General features: G+C 31.7%; 15 protein-coding genes. 4 read left to right on the forward strand and 11 right to left on the reverse strand.

All coding sequences use genetic code 11. The features are described 5' to 3' along the window. Nucleotides 1-200: 200 nt before the first annotated feature. The 3 genes from hslO to RSA29_RS00015 all read right to left on the reverse strand — a co-directional run bounded on the left by hslO (nucleotide 201) and on the right by RSA29_RS00015 (nucleotide 2,258). Entirely contained in the window at nucleotides 201-1,088 is an 888-nt protein-coding gene (gene hslO, locus RSA29_RS00005; protein WP_346941947.1) for an Hsp33 family molecular chaperone HslO, read from the reverse strand. Continuing rightward, nucleotides 1,088-1,840, reverse strand: a complete 753-nt coding sequence (locus RSA29_RS00010; protein ID WP_346941946.1) for a class I SAM-dependent methyltransferase — start codon at nucleotides 1,838-1,840, stop codon at nucleotides 1,088-1,090. Before RSA29_RS00010 ends, hslO begins: the two co-directional genes overlap by 1 nt. Nucleotides 1,841-2,015: 175 nt before the next feature. Further along, on the reverse strand, nucleotides 2,016-2,258 hold the full coding sequence (locus RSA29_RS00015; RefSeq protein ID WP_346941945.1) for a small, acid-soluble spore protein, alpha/beta type: 243 nt from the start codon (nucleotides 2,256-2,258) through the stop codon (nucleotides 2,016-2,018). Between the two features lie 463 nt (nucleotides 2,259-2,721). Here RSA29_RS00015 and RSA29_RS00020 point away from each other — a divergent pair, with 463 nt between their 5' ends. After that, nucleotides 2,722-4,398, forward strand: a complete 1,677-nt coding sequence (locus RSA29_RS00020) for a peptide ABC transporter substrate-binding protein (protein WP_346941944.1) — start codon at nucleotides 2,722-2,724, stop codon at nucleotides 4,396-4,398. A gap of 253 nt (nucleotides 4,399-4,651) precedes the next feature. Here the strand turns inward: RSA29_RS00020 and RSA29_RS00025 are convergent, their stop codons facing one another. The 8 genes from RSA29_RS00025 to RSA29_RS00060 form a co-directional block, all read right to left on the reverse strand. After that, nucleotides 4,652-6,349, reverse strand: coding sequence for a peptide ABC transporter substrate-binding protein (locus tag RSA29_RS00025; protein ID WP_346941943.1), 1,698 nt, complete (start codon nucleotides 6,347-6,349; stop codon nucleotides 4,652-4,654). A gap of 607 nt (nucleotides 6,350-6,956) precedes the next feature. Further along, nucleotides 6,957-8,651, reverse strand: coding sequence for a peptide ABC transporter substrate-binding protein (locus RSA29_RS00030; protein ID WP_346941942.1), 1,695 nt, complete (start codon nucleotides 8,649-8,651; stop codon nucleotides 6,957-6,959). Nucleotides 8,652-9,454: 803 nt separating this feature from the next. Beyond that, nucleotides 9,455-11,152 (reverse strand): peptide ABC transporter substrate-binding protein, encoded by a 1,698-nt coding sequence (locus tag RSA29_RS00035; RefSeq protein ID WP_346941941.1) that lies wholly within the window; start codon nucleotides 11,150-11,152, stop codon nucleotides 9,455-9,457. Nucleotides 11,153-11,659: 507 nt separating this feature from the next. After that, on the reverse strand, nucleotides 11,660-13,345 hold the full coding sequence (locus RSA29_RS00040; RefSeq protein WP_346941940.1) for a peptide ABC transporter substrate-binding protein: 1,686 nt from the start codon (nucleotides 13,343-13,345) through the stop codon (nucleotides 11,660-11,662). Between the two features lie 616 nt (nucleotides 13,346-13,961). Further along, nucleotides 13,962-14,936: an oligopeptide/dipeptide ABC transporter ATP-binding protein gene (locus tag RSA29_RS00045; RefSeq protein ID WP_346941939.1), complete on the reverse strand. Its 975-nt coding sequence runs from the start codon at nucleotides 14,934-14,936 to the stop codon at nucleotides 13,962-13,964. Nucleotide 14,937: 1 nt separating this feature from the next. Further along, entirely contained in the window at nucleotides 14,938-15,960 is a 1,023-nt protein-coding gene (locus RSA29_RS00050) for an ABC transporter ATP-binding protein (RefSeq protein ID WP_346941938.1), read from the reverse strand. Between the two features lie 13 nt (nucleotides 15,961-15,973). Next, nucleotides 15,974-16,894, reverse strand: coding sequence for an ABC transporter permease (locus RSA29_RS00055; protein WP_346941937.1), 921 nt, complete (start codon nucleotides 16,892-16,894; stop codon nucleotides 15,974-15,976). Nucleotides 16,895-16,906: 12 nt separating this feature from the next. After that, a complete protein-coding gene (locus RSA29_RS00060) occupies nucleotides 16,907-17,839 on the reverse strand; it encodes an ABC transporter permease (protein WP_346941936.1) in 933 nt (310 codons plus the stop codon). Nucleotides 17,840-18,792: 953 nt separating this feature from the next. Here RSA29_RS00060 and RSA29_RS00065 point away from each other — a divergent pair. From RSA29_RS00065 to dapB, 3 genes are all read left to right on the forward strand, one after another. Next, nucleotides 18,793-19,797 (forward strand): aspartate-semialdehyde dehydrogenase, encoded by a 1,005-nt coding sequence (locus RSA29_RS00065; protein WP_346941935.1) that lies wholly within the window; start codon nucleotides 18,793-18,795, stop codon nucleotides 19,795-19,797. A 93-nt stretch (nucleotides 19,798-19,890) separates the two neighbouring features. Next, the gene (gene dapA / locus RSA29_RS00070) at nucleotides 19,891-20,769 is read left to right on the forward strand and encodes a 4-hydroxy-tetrahydrodipicolinate synthase (protein ID WP_346941934.1); all 879 of its coding nucleotides are present in this window, start codon (nucleotides 19,891-19,893) and stop codon (nucleotides 20,767-20,769) included. A 12-nt stretch (nucleotides 20,770-20,781) separates the two neighbouring features. Continuing rightward, nucleotides 20,782-21,534 carry a 4-hydroxy-tetrahydrodipicolinate reductase gene (gene dapB / locus RSA29_RS00075; RefSeq protein WP_346941933.1) on the forward strand — a complete coding sequence of 251 codons (753 nt, stop codon included), beginning with the start codon at nucleotides 20,782-20,784 and terminating at the stop codon, nucleotides 21,532-21,534. The last annotated feature ends 188 nt before the right edge of the window (nucleotides 21,535-21,722 follow it).

Raw genomic sequence — 21,722 nt, forward strand, 5'->3', positions numbered from 1 at the left:
AACCTGTGACCCTCTGCTTGTAAGGCAGATGCTCTCCCAGCTGAGCTATGCGACCTAAACTTCATATTTATGTTACCATAATATAAAATAATCTATTGTAAGAAACTTATAAATGAAATTTCAAATATAAATCCTTACAAAGATTATTATATAGAATTCTCATAATAATGTCAATATTGTTTTTTAACTTTTATTCTAATTTATTTTCCTTCGATTTCATCTATTAACATCTTTATGTCCTCAGTTTTAAATTCATAAGATTTATTACAGAAATGACAGGAAATTTCTTCAGTTTTTCCTTCATCATAAATTTCTTGTAGGTCTTTTTTCCCAATACTCATAAGAACTCTATCAACTCTATCTCTTGAGCAATCACACTTATACTCTGGAACTAAAGAATCATAAGTTTTTAAATCCATATCTTCAAATATAAATTCTAATATTTGTTCTATTGTCATACCTTTTTCTATTAAAGATGTTATTGGTGGAATTTCTTCTAATCTATAAGTTATTATATCAGCCAAGAACTCAGATGCACCTGGCATCATCTGTATAATAAATCCCCCTGCTGCTTTAACCGATAAATCAGTATCAACCAATACCCCTAATGCAACCGCAGATGGAGTTTGCTCTGAAACCGTAAAATAATATGCTATATCATCGCCAATTTCTCCAGTATATATGGGTACTTGTCCTGCGTAAGGTTCCTTCATCCCCATATCTTTTATAACTTTTAAATACCCCGATTGTCCTATAGCTCCACCTACATCCAACTTACCTTTTTCATTTAACTCAACATCAACCTGTGAATTCCCTATGTATCCTTTTACAGTTCCATCCGAGTGAGCTGTAACCACTATACCCTTAGCTTCTCCACCGCCATCTATTTGAAGAGTTAAACTATCTTTTTCATTTTTTAGCATAGCCCCCATTAAAACTCCACCAGTTAGCATTCTCCCCAAAGCCGCTGAAGCTGTAGGCATACAATTATGTGTTTTTACAGCCTCCCCTACCATCTCTGTAGTGATTGCTGCTATCACTCTTATTTGTCCATCTTTAGCCGTAGCTCTAATCAATTTATCTGTCATTACTCTAATCCCCTTTCCTTACGTACTACATATGTTATTCTTTCTGTACTTTGATTTATATCTTCATCCCCATAACAATTAAGTTTCTTTTCTACAATAAGACCCGACGATTTCATTACCGTTTCTAAAAATGCTTCACTATAAGCTTTTTCTCTATGGTGTTCATCAAATCTATAGTACACTTGTCCGTTTTTCACAAAGAAAATCAAATACATATTTACTATATCGTCTTCTAATTGATTTTCCCAAACATAAACCACATCTTCATTATCATAATTAAAAGTGTTATTCCCTAATATACTTTTAATTTTATATTCTGTATTTATATCAAAAATAAAAACACCATTTTCTTTAAGATGTTTATTTACAGACATAAAATATTGTTTTAATTTCAAATCATCCGTTATATAATTTGTTGAATCTAGTGCACAAGTTATTAAATCAAACTGTTTATTTAGACTAAGGTTACATATATCCTGGCAAGAAACCTTCACCTTAATATTTTCTTCTTTTAATTTTTCATCCGCTATAGATAACATTTCTTCCGATAAATCCACCGCAGTCGTAAATATAAATTCTTTGCCTATTAGAACTGTAAGATTACCAGTTCCACAAGCTAAATCCAAATAATCTCTTTTTATAATCTTATCCTCTTTACAAATCTCAATTATTCTATCTGCCCAACTTCTATAATCTATGTCTTCATTAATAAGTTCATCATAGATGCTAGCAAAATCATTATAACATTCCATAGGTTCACCAACTTCTCTATATAATTACCTATATCATTTTACCCTACTTTTTTTCTTTTGTCTAAGAAATATTATTTCTATCCATACATCCTCTACACCTCTAAATGTATAACTCCTTTATGCACGTGATACATTTATTTATTTTCTATAACTATTGAAAAAACATCATTAACTATTAAAAAAAACTATCATTTTCAGTGGCTTTAAGTCCTTTTTTTCTCTTTGTCATCATCCCACCAATTCTACCTGTTTCTTCTGCAGTCAGACTACTCCATCCCAAAGCATTAACTTTGTCTCCTAGTCCTAACTCTTCAACTATATCATACTTCATCTGTTCTCTCAAAGTTTCTTGTGGGGTCAATTCTTTATTTGCTTTTAATTTAGATTTTATTACTTTTTTTAACGGAGTTTTACTCATAAATTTCCACCTCACCAAAACCAAATATATTTTATATGCATTAATTATATTTTCCACCGTAGATGTTTTTTTATTCACTGTTATCATAACTTTAACAATTATTTATATACATTATGAAATTAATCACAATTTGTTACATATTTTTTTAATTCGCCTTTATTTTACAAATTCATAATAATGAAATATAAAATAACTATTTTACGCGCAAAATCTTTGTGCTTTTTTTAATATATGTATTAGCAAACTATTTTTTTTCATCAAAATGACTTTTTTTCTAAATATTCTAAACATTTTTTCACTTTAATGTATTGCATGAGTGAACCGTTCAGTGTATACTGTTAATAAATTCTAAATATTATATTATTTTATAATGATGTATTATGTATACATTTCATTGCTGTGAAACACAGCTTATCGTTATATAATTCAGAATTATGATATTATAAAAAAAGGGGGAACTTTTATGAAATCTAAAAAATTATTAGCCTACATGTTTTCTATGACTTTAGCATCCTCTATAATACTTTCAGGCTGCAATAAAGAACAATCAGGCAATGACAAACCAACAGATAAAGCCGATGCAGACCAATACTTAAATGTACTTCTCGGTGCAGAGCCTCAAACTTTAGATCCATCTAAATCCTACGACATTTATTCCGCTGGAATTCATGTTAATACTATGGAAGCATTAACCAGACTTGAAAGTGATGAGAATGGAAATGACATTGTTAAACCCGGTATAGCTGAAAGTTGGAAACAATCAGATGATGGACTAACTTGGACCTTCAAGTTAAGAGATGCAAAGTGGAGTGATGGCGAGCCTATAACTGCCGAGCAGTTCGTTTATGGTATCACAAGAACTTTAGATCCAAATACCGCTTCACCTATGGGGTACCTATTATTCCCTATAAAGAATGGCAAAAACTTTAACTCTGGGAAAGCAAAAGCTGAAGAACTAGGCATTAAAGCTACTGATAAAAACACCTTAGTTATTACTTTAGAATCACCTTGCGCTTATTTTCTTAACATGACATATTTTAAAATCATGGAGCCACAAAGAAGCGATTTAATAACCAAACATGGCGATAAATACGGCTCAGAATCAAATACAATGGCGTATAATGGACCTTACAAAATAACAGATTGGACTCATGACAATAAGATAGAACTCGCTAAAAACCCAGAATATTGGGATGTTAAAAGTGTAAAACTTGAAAAAGCTACAATGAAGGTAATTAAAGAAGAATCTGCAAGAATGAATGAACTATTTAACGGTTCCTTAGATTTAGCAGGTGTAAGTTCTAAAGAGTGGATAACTAAACTTGATGCTACTGGTGAATTTTCTGTTAAAAAAGGCTATAGCACATCAATAAATTATAGTTTTTTTAACCAAGAGAACAAATACTTTAAGAACGCTAAAATCAGAAAAGCTTTTGCTGTAGCAGACGATAGAGCTGGTTCAGTATCTTCACTATATAGAGATCTAGCTGAGCCATGTTATGCATGGGTACCACCAGCAGTTAACATAGGTACAGAAGAATTTAGGAAATCAACAAATTATACTCCTGTGGAGCAACTAATAAAAGAAAATCCTGATCCTAAAGCTTTACTTATAGAAGGCCTAAAGGAAGAAGGACTAGATCCTGATCCATCAAAACATACCATCACTATTTTGCAATCTGGAACTAGCGCTCGTGCTAAAGAAATGGCAGAGTTTACTCAGCAGACATATAACAAATCATTAGGTATAAATATGGCCATAGACTTTACTGAGTGGGCAATATTCCTACAAAGAACCGATGATATGGATTATGAGTTAGCTAGCATGTCTGTTACCGCAGATTACAATGATCCTATGACATATTTTGATATGTTTATGTCTACCGCACCTGTTGTAAAGACAGGTTGGAAAAATACCAAGTTTGACGATATCGTTGAACAAGCCGGAAAAACTGTGGATCAAAACAAACGAAAAGAATTATTTAAAGAAGCTGAAAAGATTTTTATTTACGATGATGCTGTTGTAAGTCCTACTGCATGGGGATTTAAAAACACCTACGTTCATAACTACGTTAAGAACTATATGGCCCCTACCTTCGGATCAGTAGATTTAAAATACACCTACACACAAGGTAGATAATAATACAGTTTAATTTTACGATGATTACATATTATATTTACACCCAATATGTAATCACCGTATTTTTATTTCTTATTTTTCCTTTTATCAATTCCCTTTTTATACACATTTTTTACATTAATGAATCTAACCCCTCTACACCTTAAGTGTTGCAATCCGAACATTAACTTTAAATACTCATAATTCATTAATAAAAATACCCCTTGAAGTAGTTTACCAAGGTAAAACCACTTCAAGGGGCCTTAATTATATTTTATTTTCTTCCTGATATATAAGTGTTTTTCAACTCAATTGTTCCAAATAATGGAGCAGTGTAGTTTTTAACATATTTTCTTACATAAGTGTTTTTAAATCTCCATGCCTCTGGACTTACAACACCATCTTGATATATTAAAACTCTCTCTGCTTTTTTGAACAATTCAGTTCTTGTAGCAGGATCTACTGTTTGTGATGCTTGAGTTAAAAGATCATCATACTCTTTATTAGACCAACCTGTTGGTACAATTCCAGCTCCTGACATCCACATATCAAGGTATGTGTTCGGATCATTATAATCTCCTGTCCATGCCATTGCTGCTATTTCATAATCCAATTGATCTGTTCTTGTTTGGAATATAGCCCACTCAACATACTCTATTTCTACATTGATACCAAGTTTTGTTTGATAAACTTGTTGTTGGAACTCAGCGAATTCCTTAGATGTTGAGTCAGTTCCTGATTGAAGATATTTAACTGTGATTTTTGATGGATCATCTCCAAGTCCTAGTTCCTTCATACCTTCGATAAATAAAGCTTTTGGATCTTTATTTTCATCCATAAGTGCTTTTACTGGTAGATCATTAGCCTTAGTTCTATAATCTTCTCCACCAATTTGTACTTTTGGAGGACAGAAAGATAATGCAGGCTCTCCGAAACCTTTTCTAAGAGTTTTGATTTTTCCTTCTCTATCTTCAGCAATTATAAATGCTTTTCTTATTTTAGCATTGCTAAGTAATTTGTTTTGTTGGTTAAAGAATGTATATGATGTAGAACCATCAAATCCTTTTTTAACATCATATTCACCAGTAGCATCAAGTTTTTGTATCCACTCTGGTTTATTTACTCCAGCCATATCTAATGAACCATTGAACAACTCATTCATAGCTGCTGTAGCTTCTTTTATTATTTTCATTGTAACTTTTTCAAGTTTTACATTTTTAGCATCCCAATATTCTGGATTTTTAACAAATTCAACTTTGCTATCATGTGCCCATTCGCTAATTTTGAAAGGACCACTAAATACCATTGTATTTGCTTCAGAACCATATTTATCTCCATGTAATTTTATTATATCTTCTCTTTGTGGTTGCATTACTTTAAAATATGTTAAATCCAAGAAGAATGCACATGGTGATGATGTTTTAAATTCAACTGTTTTTGCATCTACAGCTTTAACACCTAAATCTTCCGCTTTAGCTTTTCCAGCATTAAATTCAGCTGCATTAGCTATTGGATATAATAAGAATGCATATGGTGATGCTGTTTCCGGGCTTAAAGTTCTTGTAATGCCGTAAACAAAGTTTTCAGCAGTTATAGGCTGTCCATCACTCCATTTTGCATCTCTTAGTTTAAATGTCCAAGTCTTTCCATCCTCTGACTTAGTCCAACTTTCAGCAATACCTGGAACAATTTTATCTTTTCCCGCCTCATCTTGAGTAATTCTTGTAAGCGCCTCTTGAGATTGAGCAAGAATTGTAGACGAATATGAATCACTTGATTTTGATTGATCTATTGTCTTTGGCTCAGACCCTAATAGCATATTTAAATACTGGTCAGCATCCATTTCTTCCTTAGAAGTATTATCCCCTGTTCCTGGAGTTTTTGCATCTTCTTTCTTTCCGCAACCAACTAGTGCAACAGATGCAACCATTGATATAGCTAATAATGATGCTAATATTTTTTTACTTTTCATAATTAATCCCCCTTAATTGTAAAAGTGTATTTTGAAGCTTCAAGCTTCTTTATATCTAAATCCCAAAGCCGTTATTTAAATTAACTCTTTAGAATTTAAAAACGTATTCCAAAAACAATCTAAAATATAAAATTAAATTTCGAGTTTATATTCTTTATTTCTCTATAATCGCCATGGTTTAACACAAATGTAATTTCATATATACATTTCCCTAATTACATTTAAAGTATTTTTTTCACTTTAAATAGTATATTTATATATAAACTTCTAAATATGTATTCATTTGATTTAAATTCATTATATATTAACAAAATAAGTATTGCAATACTTATTTTCTGAATCTTTATAAAATTTAGTAAATTCGACCTATTGGTTTATCATTCACCACCAATCGCATTTCTTGTCACTTTCTACAATCTTTTCAACCTTTTTTTAAATTTTTCCACATGTTTTTGTTATTCATTTTAAATTTAATTGCATTTTGAATTACACATATCGCACGCTTTTAATTTTTCTTAACCGCTATAAGCTTTATTGTTTTTTTATAGCGAAATTTGCAAATAAAAAAATAGGGTAAAGCCAATTAGCCTACCCTATTTTATCTATATTATTTTCTTCCTGAAGTATAAGTATTTTTCAAATCAATTGTTCCAAATAATGGAGCAGTGTAATTTTTAACATACTTTCTTACATATGTGTTTTTAAATCTCCATGCCTCTGGACTCACAACAGCATCTTCATATAATAAAATTCTTTCTGCCTTTTTGAATAATTCAGTTCTTGTAGCAGGATCTACTGTTTTTGATGCCTGAGTTAAAAGATCATCATACTCTTTATTTGACCAACCTGTTGGTACAATTCCAGCACCTGACATCCACATATCAAGGTATGTGTTAGGATCATTGTAATCTCCTGTCCACGCCATTCCAGCTACTTCATAATCCATTTGATCTGTTCTTGTTTGGAATATAGCCCACTCAACATATTCAACCTCAACTTTAACTCCAAGTTTGTTTTGGTAAACTTGTTGTTGGAACTCAGCATATTCTTTAGCTGTTGAATCAGTTCCTGATTGAAGGTATTTAATTGTTATAGTTGATGGATCATCTCCAAGTCCTAATTCCTTCATACCTTCTATAAATAAAGCTTTAGGATCTTTATTTTCATCCATAAGAGCTTTTACAGGTAAATCATTAGCCTTAGTTCTATATTCTTCTCCACCAATTTGAACTTTTGGAGGACAGAATGACAACGCCGGCTCTCCTAGACCTTTTCTAAGAGTTTTAATTTTCCCTTCTCTATCTTCTGCAATTATAAGAGCTTTTCTTATTTTCGCATTGCTGAATAATTTATTTTGTTGATTAAAGAATGTATATGTAGTTGAACCATCATATCCCTTTTTAACATCATACTCTTTAGTTTCATCAAATTTTTGTATCCACTCTGGTTTACTTACTCCAGCCATATCTAATGAACCATTAAGCAATTCATTCATAGCTGCTGTTGATTCTTTTATTATTTTCATTGTAACTTTTTCAAGTTTTACATTTTTCGCATCCCAATATTCTGGATTTTTAACAAATTCAACTTTATTATCATGTACCCATTCGTTTATTTTGAAAGGACCACTGAATACCATTGTATTTGCTTCAGAACCATATTTATCCCCATGTAATTTTACTATATCTTCTCTTTGCGGTTGCATTACCTTAAAATATGTTAAATCTAAGAAGAATGCACATGGTGATGCTGTTTTAAATTCAAGAGTTTTATCATCTATTGCTTTAATTCCTAAATCTTCAGCTTTAGCTTTTCCACCATTATATTCAGCAGCATTAGCTATTGGATATAAAAGGAATGCATATGGTGATGCAGTTTCAGGATTTAAAGTTCTTGTAATACCATAAACAAAATCCTTAGCTGTTATAGATTGTCCATCACTCCACTTCGCGTCTCTTAATTTAAATGTCCAAGTCATTCCATCTTCTGATTTAGTCCAACTCTCAGCAATACCTGGAACTATTTTGTCATTTCCATTTTCATCTTGAGTAATTCTTGTAAGCGCTTCTTGAGATTGCGCAAGAATTGTAGATGAATATGTATCACTTGATTTTGATTGATCTATTGTCTTTGGCTCAGACCCTAGTAACATATTTAAATATTGATCAGAATCTAATTCAGTTCCTGATCCACTTTCTTTACCTGGTTCTTTAGCATCATCCTTCTTGCCACAACCAACTAATGCAACAGATGCAACCATAGATATTGCTAATAATGATGCCAATATTTTTTTACTTTTCATAATTAATCCCCCTTAATTGTAAAAATGTATTAGGAAATTTTTCAATCCCCTTATATATAAACCCCAAAGAGTTTTAAACTTACATTCTCTTTGAAGTTTAAAACATATCCCCTAAGCAGCTGCCAAAATTAAACATTTTTCGAGCCCGCCAGTTACACATTCCCCTATTTTTCTTCACCCTACACATATACTCAAAATTCCTTGCACCACGTTTAATCATCTCAATTTTAAGGAATAGATTCATTCAACCCATGATTTTCCACGAAAATATTCTAAATATGTAGTTCTGTTATTTAAATTTATTATATATTAACATTTTATATATTGCAATAAGTATTTTCTGAATCTTTTCAAAATTTTATTTATTCGACCTATTAATTTATATTTCACCACAAATCGCATATGTCACCACTTGTTATTAATTTTCATTGTTTTTCCAACTTTGCACCACTATTTTTGCGATTATACTTAAATTAAATTTCATTTTCTCTTTTTCACATTCCTTATCTTCTTAATTTCTTGTCATAAATAATGTTTTTATCGCTTATTTTCCCGAAATTAAGTTAAAGCCACTTTAAACATTTCATTAATTAACACATATAGAAATCAACGCTAACGCATTATAAATATACTCATATTCAACTACTAATTTAATTTACATTTTTCACTTTTTTAATTTTTGTTAAGTATTTAAATTCATTTTTTTCCCTAAATTTTTATATTCTAAATCATACATTCTTAATTAGAATACATACGGAAAAAGAGTAAAGCCATCGGCTTTACTCTTTTAAATCGATTATATATTATTTTCTGCCTGAAGTGTAAGTGTTTTTCAAATCAATTGTTCCAAATAATGGAGCAGTGTAGTTTTTAACATATTTTCTTACATAAGTGTTTTTAAATCTCCAAGCTTCTGGACTTATAACACCATCTTGATATATTAAAATTCTTTCTGCTTTCTTGAAGAACTCTGTTCTCTTAGCAGGATCTACTGTTTTTGATGCTTGATCTATAAGATCATCATACTCTTTATTAGACCAACCTGTTGGTACGATTCCAGCTCCTGACATCCACATATCAAGATATGTGTTCGGATCATTATAGTCTCCTGACCATCCCATCGCTGCTACTTCATAATCCATTTGATCTGTTCTTGTTTGGAATATAGCCCACTCAACATATTCTATTTCTACATTAATGCCAAGTTTTGTTTGATAAACTTGTTGTTGGAACTCCGCAAATTCTTTAGATGTTGAATCAGTTCCTGATTGAAGATATTTAATTGTAATTTTTGATGGATCATCTCCAAGACCTAACTCCTTCATACCTTCGATAAATAAAACTTTTGGATCTTTATTTTCATCTATAAGCGCTTTTACCGGTAAGTCATTAGCCTTAGCTCTATAGTCTTCTCCACCAATTTGTACTTTAGGTGGTGTAAACGATAATGCCGGCTCTCCAAAACCTTTTCTAAGTGTTTTGATTTTTCCTTCTCTATCTTCAGCAATTATAAATGCTTTTCTTATTTTAGCATTGCTAAGTAATTTGTTTTGTTGGTTAAAGAATGTATATGATGTAGAACCATCAAATCCTTTTTTAACATCATATTCACCAGTAGCATCAAGTTTTTGTATCCACTCTGGTTTATTTACTCCAGCCATATCTAATGAACCATTGAACAACTCATTCATAGCTGCTGTAGCTTCTTTTATTATTTTCATTGTAACTTTTTCAAGTTTTACATTTTTAGCATCCCAATATTCTGGATTTTTAACAAATTCAACTTTGCTATCATGTGCCCATTCACTAATTTTGAAAGGACCACTAAATACCATTGTATTCGCTTCTGAACCATATTTATCTCCATGTAGTTTTAATATATCTTCTCTTTGTGGTTGCATTACTTTAAAGTATGTTAAATCTAAGAAGAAAGCGCATGGTGATTTTGTTTTAAATTCAACTGTTTTTGCATCTACAGCTTTAATTCCTAAATCTTCCGCTTTAGCTTTTCCAGCATTATACTCTGCCGCATTAGCTATTGGATATAATAAGAATGCATATGGCGATGCTGTTTCAGGGTTCAAAGTTCTTGTAATACCATAAACAAATTGCTCAGCAGTTATAGGCTGTCCATCACTCCATTTTGCATCTCTTAATTTAAACGTCCAAGTCATACCATCATCTGATTTAGTCCAACTCTCAGCGATACCTGGAATAATTTTATCATTCCCTTTTTCATCTTGAGTAATTCTTGTAAGCGCCTCTTGAGATTGCGCAAGAATTGTAGAAGAGTATACATCACTTGATTTTGATTGGTCTATAGTTTTTGGTTCTGACGCTAATAACATATTTAAATACTGATCAGCATCCATTTCTTCCTTTGCAGTACCCTCTCCTGGTGCCGGATCCTTAACTGGTTCTTTCTTACCACAACCAACTAATGCAACGGTAGAAACCATTGATACCGCTAATAAAGCTGCTAATATTTTTTTACTTTTCATGAATAATCCCCCTTTATTGTAATAGTCTAATAAATTAATTATTAATTTACATTTATTTGATTTAAATTCATTATATATTAACAATTTAAGTATTGCAATACTTATTTTCTGAATATTTATAAAATTCTACTAATTCGACTTTTATAGTTTTACAACTTCGTTTTTCGTTATTTTTCCCCACATTTACAAGACACATTGCGAGTTTTTTGAATGATTCATTATTTAATTTTTCATTTTTTTAAATAAAACCTATTAATTTATAACACTCATTCCAGTTATTTGTGCTTCACCACACCAAAACTCCATCATTCATCACCGTAACTCGAAACTTGTATTAATTTTTCAAATTCACTATATTATCTTCCCAAAAATCGACGATTTCTACCCCCGGAAATATTTCACTTCACAATTAATTCATCCTCAACCATAATAATTTGCATAAAAAAAAAGAGTGAAACAACCCGTTTCACCCTTTTCCCATATATACTAATTAACTTCTGATAATTACTATTTTCTTCCTTGAGTATAAGTATATTTCAAATCAATTGTTCCAAATAATGGAGCAGTGTAATTTTTAACATATTTCTTAACATAAGTATTCTTAAATCTCCAAGCTTCCGGACTTACAACACCATCTTCATATATTAATACTCTTTCAGCTTCCTTGAATAACTCAGCTCTCACATTTGGATCAGTAGTTTGTGATGCCTTCGTTAGAAGCTCATCATATTTTGCACTGTTCCAACCTGTTGGAACAATACCAGCACCAGACATCCACATATCTAGGTACGTATTAGGATCATTATAATCCCCTGTCCATGCCATAGCTGCTACTTCATAGTCCATTTGATCTGTTCTTGTTTGGAATATAGCCCATTCAACATATTCAACTTCAACCTTAACTCCCAGAGTATTTTGGTAAACTTGTTGTTGGAACTCAGCATATTCTTTAGCTGTAGAATCAGTACCCGATTGAAGGTATTTAATTGTTATAGTTGAAGGATCTTCTCCAAGTCCTAACTCCTTCATACCTTCTAGAAGCAACGCTTTAGGATCTGGATTCTCTTCCTTAAGTGCTTTTACAGGCAAATCATTTACCTTAGCTCTATATTCTTCCCCACCAACTTGAACAGATGGAGGACAGAATGATAACGCCGGTTCTCCAAGTCCTTTTCTAAGTGTTTTAATCTTTCCTTCTCTATCCTCAGCAATTATAAATGCTTTTCTTATCTTATCATTGCTAAATATTTTATTCTCTTGATTAAAGAAAGTATACGTAGTTGAACCATCATATCCTTTTTTAACATCAAATTCTCCACTTGCATCAAATTTTTGTATCCATTCTGGCTTACTTACTCCAGCCATATCTAATGAACCATTATATAACTCATTCATAGCTGCTGTAGATTCTTTTATTATTTTCATTGTAACTTTTTCAAGTTTTACATTAGATGCATCCCAATATTCTGGATTCTTCACTAATTCAACCTTATTATCATGTACCCATTCTGATATCATAAACGGCCCATTAAACGCCATAGTATTAGCTTCTGAACCATATTTATCACCATGAGTTTTTATTATATCTTCTCTTTGTGGTTGCATTACTTTAAAGTATGTTAAATCTAAGAAATATGCACATGGTGCTTTTAATTTAAATTCAACAGTCTTTTCATCTACAGCTTTAACTCCTAATTCCTCTGCTTTTGCCTTACCTGAGTTAAACTCTTCTGCATTAGCTATCGGATATAACAAGAACGCATATGGTGATGCTGTATCCTGTGATAAAGTTCTTGTAATCCCATAAACGAACTGTTCTGCAGTAACCGCTTTTCCATCACTCCACTTTGCATCTCTCAACTTAAATGTCCAAGTTAATCCATCCTCAGAACTTTTCCAGCTCTCAGCTACTCCTGGTTCTATTTTATCTTTTCCATTTTCATCTTGAACAATTCTTGTTAAAGCTTCTTGAGAGTTTGCAAGAATTAATGAAGAGTAAGAGTCACTTGATTTAGATTGATCTATAGTCTTTGGCTCCTGCCCTAATAACATATTTAAATATTGATCAGAATCAACTTCTCCATTTGATCCACTGTTTGAATTTGTCCCCTCATCCTTACCACATCCAACTAAAGCAACGCTGGCTACCATAGATAACGCTAATAATGACGCTAATATTTTTTTGCTTTTCATAAGTAAATCCCCCTTGAAAGTATTCTTATAGTTTCTTCAAATATGTCTTAACTAAATACATATAGTTAAGACAAACCTTTTTGCTATATTCTGCAAATCGTTAAACTGTTATGAGAAATTTCTACACATTTCTCCATAACTTGAAGTTATATTTATAATACACCGATACATCTTCACTGTCAATAATTATTTTTTCCGACTAAAGACACATGTTTTATATTTTTATTCAATTATTCGAATCTTTATTTATATAATTTTTCCCAAAATAACTCTTTTACTGTACTGTTTTTGTCTTTTTAATGTTTTCACCACTTTAAATATCTTGATTTTACTGTTTTATAAAGCACATCACGCATATTTTGTCGATTATGAAACATTTATATTTTTATTAACTCACATTAAATATTATTTGAAATTGTAATCCGTTTCATATTCATTGTTCAGTATATTCTTTAAATTTTACTTTGTATATAAATATTATTTTGTATACAAACTTTATTTTATACAAATACTTCATCATCACTTTTTTCCACTTAAATCTCTATCATACCCCTATATTAATTCTATAATTCAAAAAAAATAAGAGTAGATTAAATTCTACTCTTATTTTTTCATATTATAATATATGACATGCAGCAAAGTGATTTGGTTCAATTTCCTTCAGTACCGGATTTTGCTCACTACAGATTGGTTTAGCATATCTGCATCTTGGAGCAAATCTACAACCCGGTTTAGGATTGATAGGACTTGGAACCTCACCTTCTAGCGGTATTCTCTCTTTTTTCTTTGCAGCTTCAAAATCCGCAACTGGTATTGCTGATAATAATGCTTGAGTATACGGATGTAATGGCTTAGCATACAAGTCATGACTAGTAGCAAGCTCCACCATATTTCCTAAGTACATAACCCCAACTCTATCAGAAATATGTTTTACCATTGATAAATCATGAGCTATGAATAGGTAAGTTAATCCTAATTCATTTTGTAATTTTATTAATAAGTTAACTACTTGAGCTTGAATAGATACATCAAGTGCAGAAATAGGCTCATCACAAACTATAAAGTCTGGTTCAATAGCAAGTGCTCTCGCTATTCCTATCCTCTGTCTTTGACCACCTGAGAATTCATGTGGGAATCTAGAAGCATGCTCCTTATTTAAACCTACTAATTGAAGCAATTCAAATATTCTCTCTAATCTTTTTTGTCCAGTATATATATTATGAATATCTATACCTTCTCCAACTATATCTCCAACAGTCATTCTTGGATTTAATGAAGCATATGGATCTTGGAATATGATTTGAGCTCTTCTAGCAAATTCTTTTTTCTCTTTTTTACCATATTTGCTGATATCATTTCCATCAAATATTATCTCTCCACCTGTAGCTTCGTATAATCCCATAACAGTTCTACCACAAGTTGTTTTACCACAACCTGATTCTCCAACTAGACCCAAAGTTTCACCTTTGAAAATATTAAAACTAACATCATCTACAGCTTTTAGTGTAGCATTAGATCCAACTTGGAAATATTTTTTAAGGTTTTTAACCTCAATTAAAACTTCTTTTTCCTTGTTATTTGATTTAGTCATATTATTCACCTCTTCTTAATGCTTCAGGAATTTCTACCTTAGGTGCCATTGGATGTTTTAACCAACACGCTACTTCATGAGTATTATTCAAAGTAATAGTTTCAGGCATCTCTTCTAAACAAATCTGCATACAGTATTCACATCTTGCTGCAAATGGACATCCAACTGGTGGTTTTACTAAGTCAGGTGGTGTTCCATCTAAAGAGTATAATGTATCCTTATTTTTAGTGTCTAGTCTTGGAACTGATTGAAGTAATGCCCATGTATATGGGTGTTGAGGATTTTTAAATATCTCTTCAACATCACCTCTCTCAATAATCTTACCAGCGTACATTACTTGAATTCTATCTGCAACGTCAGCAACTACTCCTAAATCATGTGTTACAAGTATAACTGCTGTTCCAAGTTTCTTTTGAAGATCTCCAATAAGATCCATAATTTGAGCTTGGATAGTAACATCAAGAGCTGTTGTTGGCTCGTCCGCTATTAATATCTTAGGATTACAAGCAAGCGCTATAGCTATCATCGCTCTTTGTCTCATACCACCTGAAAACTCATGTGGATATTGGTGAGCTCTTTTGTCAGCATTAGGAATATTAACAAGTGTTAACATCTTTATCGACTCTTGCATTGCCTCTGATTTACTCATCCCTCTATGAATAATTAAACTTTCTGATATCTGTTTACCTATTGTCATAGTTGGATTTAATGAAGTCATAGGATCTTGGAATATCATTGATATATCTGATCCTCTTAATTTTCTAAGTTCCTTCTCATTCATATCTAATATACTTTTACCATCAAACATTATTTTAGAATCTTTTTTAATTTCTGCTGGCATTGGCTCTGGAAGTAATCTCATTATAGCTTTTGATGTAACGGTTTTTCCGCATCCTGACTCTCCAACTATAGCTAAAGTTTCACCTTTATTTAAATGAAAATTAATTCCTCTAACTGATTGCACTTCACCTGCATAGGTATGAAATGAAACCTGTAAATTTTCTACATCTAAAATCTTTTCCATTGCTAATCCCCCCCTATTGACGTAATTTTGGATCTAGTGCGTCTCTCAAGCCGTCACCTAATAACTGGAATGATAACATCGTCAGCGATATAGCTAAAGCTGGGAAGATCAATTGGTAAGCATAGAATATTAAGTTTTGTTGTCCAGCTGATGCAAGTGCACCCCAACTTGTCATTGGTGAAGGTACTCCTAGTCCTAAATAACTAAGGAAAGCCTCTCCAAATATAAATCCTGGTATATCAAAAGTAATAGAAACAATCATTACGCCTAGTGTGTTTGGCACTAAGTGTCTAGCAATGATTCTTGATGGGTTAGCACCAAGAGCTTTTGCCGCTAAAATATATTCCTGTTCTTTAATCTGTAATAACTGACCTCTTATAAGTCTAGCCATTCCGCACCAACCGGTGATTGTCATAGCTAAGATAATCGGAACAAGTCCACCCTTATCAATTATAACTCTAAGAAGAATAACTAATACTAGGTAAGGAATACTAATTAAAATCTCAAGTATTCTCATCATGATATCATCAGTCATACCACCGATATAACCTGCAATACCACCATAAATTACACCGACAACTGTATCAACAACAGCACCGATTAACCCGATCATTATAGATATTCTTCCACCTATCCATACTCTTGTGAATAAATCTCTACCTAATGTATCTGTACCAAACCAATAAGTGCCATTAGGCTTAACATTAACCATATCATTATTGGTGATTTGGTAATCAAAATTACTTATCATTGGTCCAATTATTGTCATTAACGAAATTACACCCAATAATATTAAAGAAAACATAGCTACCTTATTTTTCTTAAGTCTTCTCCAAGCATCTTGCCAATAAGTCATACTAGGTCTAAGTATTCCCTCTGAATCTAAGTCCTTACAACCAATAATCTCGAATTTGTTCTTTGAAAATTCTGCCATACGTATCCCCTCCTAACGCTTTTTGCCTGATACTCTTATTCTAGGGTCAACTAATCCATATACTATGTCAACTAAGAATAATGCTACAATAAGTAATGCTGATACGAATATAGCTTGCCCCATTATCATGGTGTAATCTCTATTAGTAACGGCTCCTACGAAGTTCCCTCCAAGTCCTGGTATAGCAAATATACTCTCAATAACAAAAGATCCTGTGAATATACCCGCAATTTGAGGTCCTAAAATTGTAATACATGGTAAGACTGCATTTCTTATAACATGCTTAAACACTAAACTCATACTAGAAACACCCTTAGATTTAGCAGTTAAAATATAATCTTGTCCTATAACATCTAGACAGTTAGCTCTCATATATCTTGCATAGGTTGCAATAGATCCGAAGCTAAGTGCTACAGTTGGTAGCACAGTATTTTTGAAGTGCCCCCAACCCGTTGTAGGGAACCATCTTAACTGAACCGTAAATCCGTACTGCAATAATGATGCTACAACGAAACTAGGCACCGAAATACCAATAATCGCTACGAACATTACCACATAATCTGGCCACTTCCCTCTATTAAACGCCGCAATTATACCCATCGTTATACCTATCGTTACACCAACTAGTATAGCCTGAGCTCCAAGTCTTGCTGATATAGGTGCATGATTTTTTATTGTATCCGAAACACTTCTTCCTGGAAATGCTAAAGATTCTCCCAAATCACCTTTTACAGTATTCTTGACAAACAACATATATTGTTCAATAACAGGCTTGTTCAAACCATATTTTTCATAGAAGTTAGCCTTAATTTGCTCTGGAAGCTTTCTCGCAGCAACAGCTAGCGGATCTCCAGGCATAGCATGAATAAGCATGAATGTTATTGATGCTGATACGAACAACGTCATTAACATATAGCCAAATCTTTTTAGAGTAAATTTTAACATCATCATCCCTCCATTTTAAGTAAATACATGCAATAAATTCCCCATTTATTGCATCCCTCATGACAACCTTTTTTACCTTGCGCATAGACACTAATATGATTCACACTTCTTATTAATTGAAATGTAAATCTTAACTCTGTACATCAGCTACCAATTTTGCAATTACATGATATCGTATACACTCTTTATCTTCTTTATATTCATATACTACAAATAGCTTGGCCACATTTGCACTTGCGTCTTCAGACTTATTAATTTGAAACTTTACGGATTACTCCCCCTTACTAACACCTCCCACACTGTTAATTAAACTAGTAAGGATTCACCCTTTTGACACTTTCAAAAACATTTAATGGTTCAATATTGAGTGTATTCAACTTTTTTATTTCAATAGTTTGCAGGTTTGAAATATTTAGAAAATTACAACAATAATTTCTCCCATAATCGCTTGCATCAGCAGACCATATGTTTTATCACCTTCTAATAAGCTAATTACTAAATATAATTCCGCATGATACTGATGTAAATTTAAGTAAAATATGACGTCAAAAGTATGAAGAAAATATTATAAATTCATTTTTTATAATATTAACATAGCTTTTCATTAGTTGTCAAACTATTTTAAGATTGAATAAATATAAAATTTTCTAATTTGCAACATTATTTTCACGTTCTGTTACCTAAAACCCCATTTTAATAAATCCGCTCAAATATTTTCCATCATTTTTTTCTTTTCAACAATGTTTTTTCCTATTAAATATAATAATAATATAAAATATTCATTTATTTTTACATGATTTTACTTTTCAAATTTATTATTTTTTTAATATATTTTCATGGTTATGAATCATAAAAATTAAATCACAACTTATTTTTCTAATTAATAATAAAGTATATAACTTTATTCCCATAAGTTATATAATATATATATATAACTTAAATGAGGTGGTATTTTGAAATATAACGTTGCTATAGTAGGTGCTACTGGAATGGTCGGACGACAATTTATAAACATTTTGGCTGAAAGAAATTTCCCAATAGATAATTTATATTTATTTTCTTCAGCCCGTTCAGCCGGAAGCACATTATCTTATAATGAAAGAAATATTATTGTAGAAGAACTTAAAGAAGAGAATATAATTAACAAAAAAATTCACTTTGCCCTTTTCTCAGCTGGTGGAGACATAAGTTTAATTTTTGCTCCCATATTTTCAAAACATGGTGCAGTGGTAATAGATAATAGTAGCGCCTGGAGAATGAATCCTTCAGTACCTTTAGTTGTACCTGAAGTTAACAGTGAAGATATAAGATGGCATAATGGAATTATTGCCAATCCTAACTGCTCTACAATTCAAGCAGTTGTGGCTCTAAAACCTTTAGCTGATAAGTATGGTATTAAAAGAATTGTATATTCCACATATCAAGCGGTATCTGGAGCTGGAGTACAAGGATATAATGATTTAAAAGATGGTATGAATCATAGTTCTCCAAAAAAATTTCAATATCCTATCGCTTATAATGTAATTCCTCAAATAGACGTTTTCTTAGATAACGGATATACAAAAGAAGAAATGAAAATGATTAATGAGACTCAAAAGATTCTTCACAACTCCAGCTTAAAGATAACTGCTACTACTGTGAGGGTACCTGTTTTCCACGGCCATAGTGAAAGTATCAATGTTGAGCTTGAAAAAGATTTTGTACTTGAGGATATCTTTGCACTATTTAATAATTTCCCTGGAATAACATTAATGGATGACGTTAAAAACAATCTATATCCTATGCCTATAGACATCGCAGGTCATGATGATGTTTATATAGGTAGAATTAGACGGGATTTTAGCTTAGATAACGGACTTAATCTTTGGGTTGTTGCTGACAATATTAGAAAAGGTGCAGCTCTCAATGCAATTCAAATTGTAGAAACTTTTATAACTGAAAATCTAATAACTGAATAAATAGTTATATTAAAATAGTTTATATCGGTATTATACTTTAATCAGGAATTTCATATTAATAAAAATATATTAAGTATAAAGAGGTGTATATATATGAGTATTTTTAAAGGTTCTGGTGTTGCTATAGTAACCCCATTTAACGAAGCTGGAATAAACTTTCCTAAACTAAAAGAACTGATTGATTGGCATATTGAAAATAGTACAGACGCTATAATAATATGTGGCACCACAGGTGAAGCTTCTACTATGAGCGATTCTGAAAAAAAATCAGCTATAAAATTCACTGTAGATACAGTAAATAAAAGAATACCTGTAATTGCTGGAACTGGAAGCAATAACACTTTAGCTTCAGTAGAAATGAGTAAATATGCAGAATCTGTAGGTGTAGATGGCCTTCTAGTTATTAATCCTTACTACAATAAGACTTCACCTAAAGGTTTAATTGCTCACTTTAAGACTATTGCTGAAGCAGTTAACACTCCAATAGTAGTTTATAATGTACCTTCTAGAACTGGTATGAATATAACTCCTAAAGCATTAGCTGAACTTTGTGAAATCAAAAATATAGTAGCTGTAAAAGAGGCCAGCGGTAATATAAGCCAAATTGCAGAAATAAAATCACTTTGTGGAAATAAGTTAGATATTTACTCTGGAAATGATAATGAAATACTTCCGACTTTAGCTATCGGCGGTATGGGTGTAATCTCAGTTATTGCAAATATTATCCCTAAAGATGTACATGATATATGCGATTTCTTTTTCAATGGAGATATCAAAGCTTCCCAAGAATTATTCCTTAAAACTATTCCATTAACTAACGCATGTTTCTGTGAAACTAACCCTATTCCTGTAAAAACAGCTTTAAATCTTATGGGAAAAGAAGTTGGCAACCTTAGACTTCCATTAGTCGATATGGATACTAATACTTTAGAATTCTTAAAAGAAGAATTGAAAAATTATAACCTAATATAAAGGAGACTAAATATGATAAAAGTTTTATTAGTTGGATGCAATGGAAAAATGGGTCGTATGATTTCAAGTGTAGCCTCAACGTCTTCTAATATTAAAATCATAGCTGGAGTAGATATGAACACTACTAGTTCATTTAATTACCCTGTTTATGACTGCATTACTAAAGCAATTGAAGATATTGATGTAGTCCTTGATTTTTCTAGACCTTCAAGTTTAGCTTCCATTTCTAAATATGTTTTAGATACTGTAACCCCAGTGGTTTTCTGTACTACTGGATATACAGAAGATGAGATTTCTCACATAAAAAATTTACAAAATTCTATTCCAGTGTTCTTCTCTGCTAATATGTCCATTGGCATAAATATAGTAAATAGCATGTTAAAATCTATTAGTAATACACTTTTCAAAGATTTCGACATAGAAATTATTGAAAAACATCATAATCAAAAAGTTGATGCTCCAAGTGGAACTGCTCTACTTCTTGCAAACACTATAAAAGACTCAATAGATGAGGATACAACCTTTACTTGCGGTAGAGATGGTATCTCTAAAAGAGAGCACAAAGAAATCGGAATCCACGCTATTCGTGGTGGAAATATAATTGGTGATCATGAAGTTATATTTGCTGGACAGGGTGAAGTAATAGAAATTAAACACTCTGCTATTTCCAGGGACGTATTTGCTGTAGGTGCTTTAAAAGCTTGTGAATATGTTTATGATAAACCAAAAGGCTTTTACTCTATGGATAATGTAGTTACTCAATAAAATAAGCTAGGTAGAATTTACTTATAAAATTCTACCTAGCTTATTCTTTTCTTCTATAAACCACAAATAACTTATCTATATTTTAACACCATTAACCTAATTTCATATTTACGTATTATGAATACTATAGGATACCTAATGTTTAAAATCATTGGTATAACTTCAAAATGCACTAGCTTTCAAACCTA

Origin of the sequence: Clostridium sp., assembly GCF_036660475.1 — a bacterium.
Classification (GTDB): Bacteria; Bacillota; Clostridia; order Clostridiales; family Clostridiaceae; genus Clostridium_J.

Bases quoted from the DNA above. Each gene is read 5' to 3' on its own strand.
- RSA29_RS00025 (WP_346941943.1), bottom strand. From the start codon at position 6,349: ATGAAAAGTAAAAAAATATTAGCATCATTATTAGCTATATCAATGGTT.
- dapB (WP_346941933.1), top strand. From the start codon at position 20,782: ATGATAAAAGTTTTATTAGTTGGATGCAATGGAAAAATGGGTCGTATG.
- RSA29_RS00035 (WP_346941941.1), bottom strand. From the start codon at position 11,152: ATGAAAAGTAAAAAAATATTAGCAGCTTTATTAGCGGTATCAATGGTT.
- hslO (WP_346941947.1), bottom strand. From the start codon at position 1,088: ATGACAGATAAATTGATTAGAGCTACGGCTAAAGATGGACAAATAAGA.
- RSA29_RS00055 (WP_346941937.1), bottom strand. From the start codon at position 16,894: ATGGCAGAATTTTCAAAGAACAAATTCGAGATTATTGGTTGTAAGGAC.
- dapA (WP_346941934.1), top strand. From the start codon at position 19,891: ATGAGTATTTTTAAAGGTTCTGGTGTTGCTATAGTAACCCCATTTAAC.
- RSA29_RS00015 (WP_346941945.1), bottom strand. From the start codon at position 2,258: ATGAGTAAAACTCCGTTAAAAAAAGTAATAAAATCTAAATTAAAAGCA.
- RSA29_RS00020 (WP_346941944.1), top strand. From the start codon at position 2,722: ATGAAATCTAAAAAATTATTAGCCTACATGTTTTCTATGACTTTAGCA.
- RSA29_RS00040 (WP_346941940.1), bottom strand. From the start codon at position 13,345: ATGAAAAGCAAAAAAATATTAGCGTCATTATTAGCGTTATCTATGGTA.
- RSA29_RS00045 (WP_346941939.1), bottom strand. From the start codon at position 14,936: ATGACTAAATCAAATAACAAGGAAAAAGAAGTTTTAATTGAGGTTAAA.
- RSA29_RS00050 (WP_346941938.1), bottom strand. From the start codon at position 15,960: ATGGAAAAGATTTTAGATGTAGAAAATTTACAGGTTTCATTTCATACC.
- RSA29_RS00030 (WP_346941942.1), bottom strand. From the start codon at position 8,651: ATGAAAAGTAAAAAAATATTGGCATCATTATTAGCAATATCTATGGTT.
- RSA29_RS00010 (WP_346941946.1), bottom strand. From the start codon at position 1,840: ATGGAATGTTATAATGATTTTGCTAGCATCTATGATGAACTTATTAAT.
- RSA29_RS00060 (WP_346941936.1), bottom strand. From the start codon at position 17,839: ATGTTAAAATTTACTCTAAAAAGATTTGGCTATATGTTAATGACGTTG.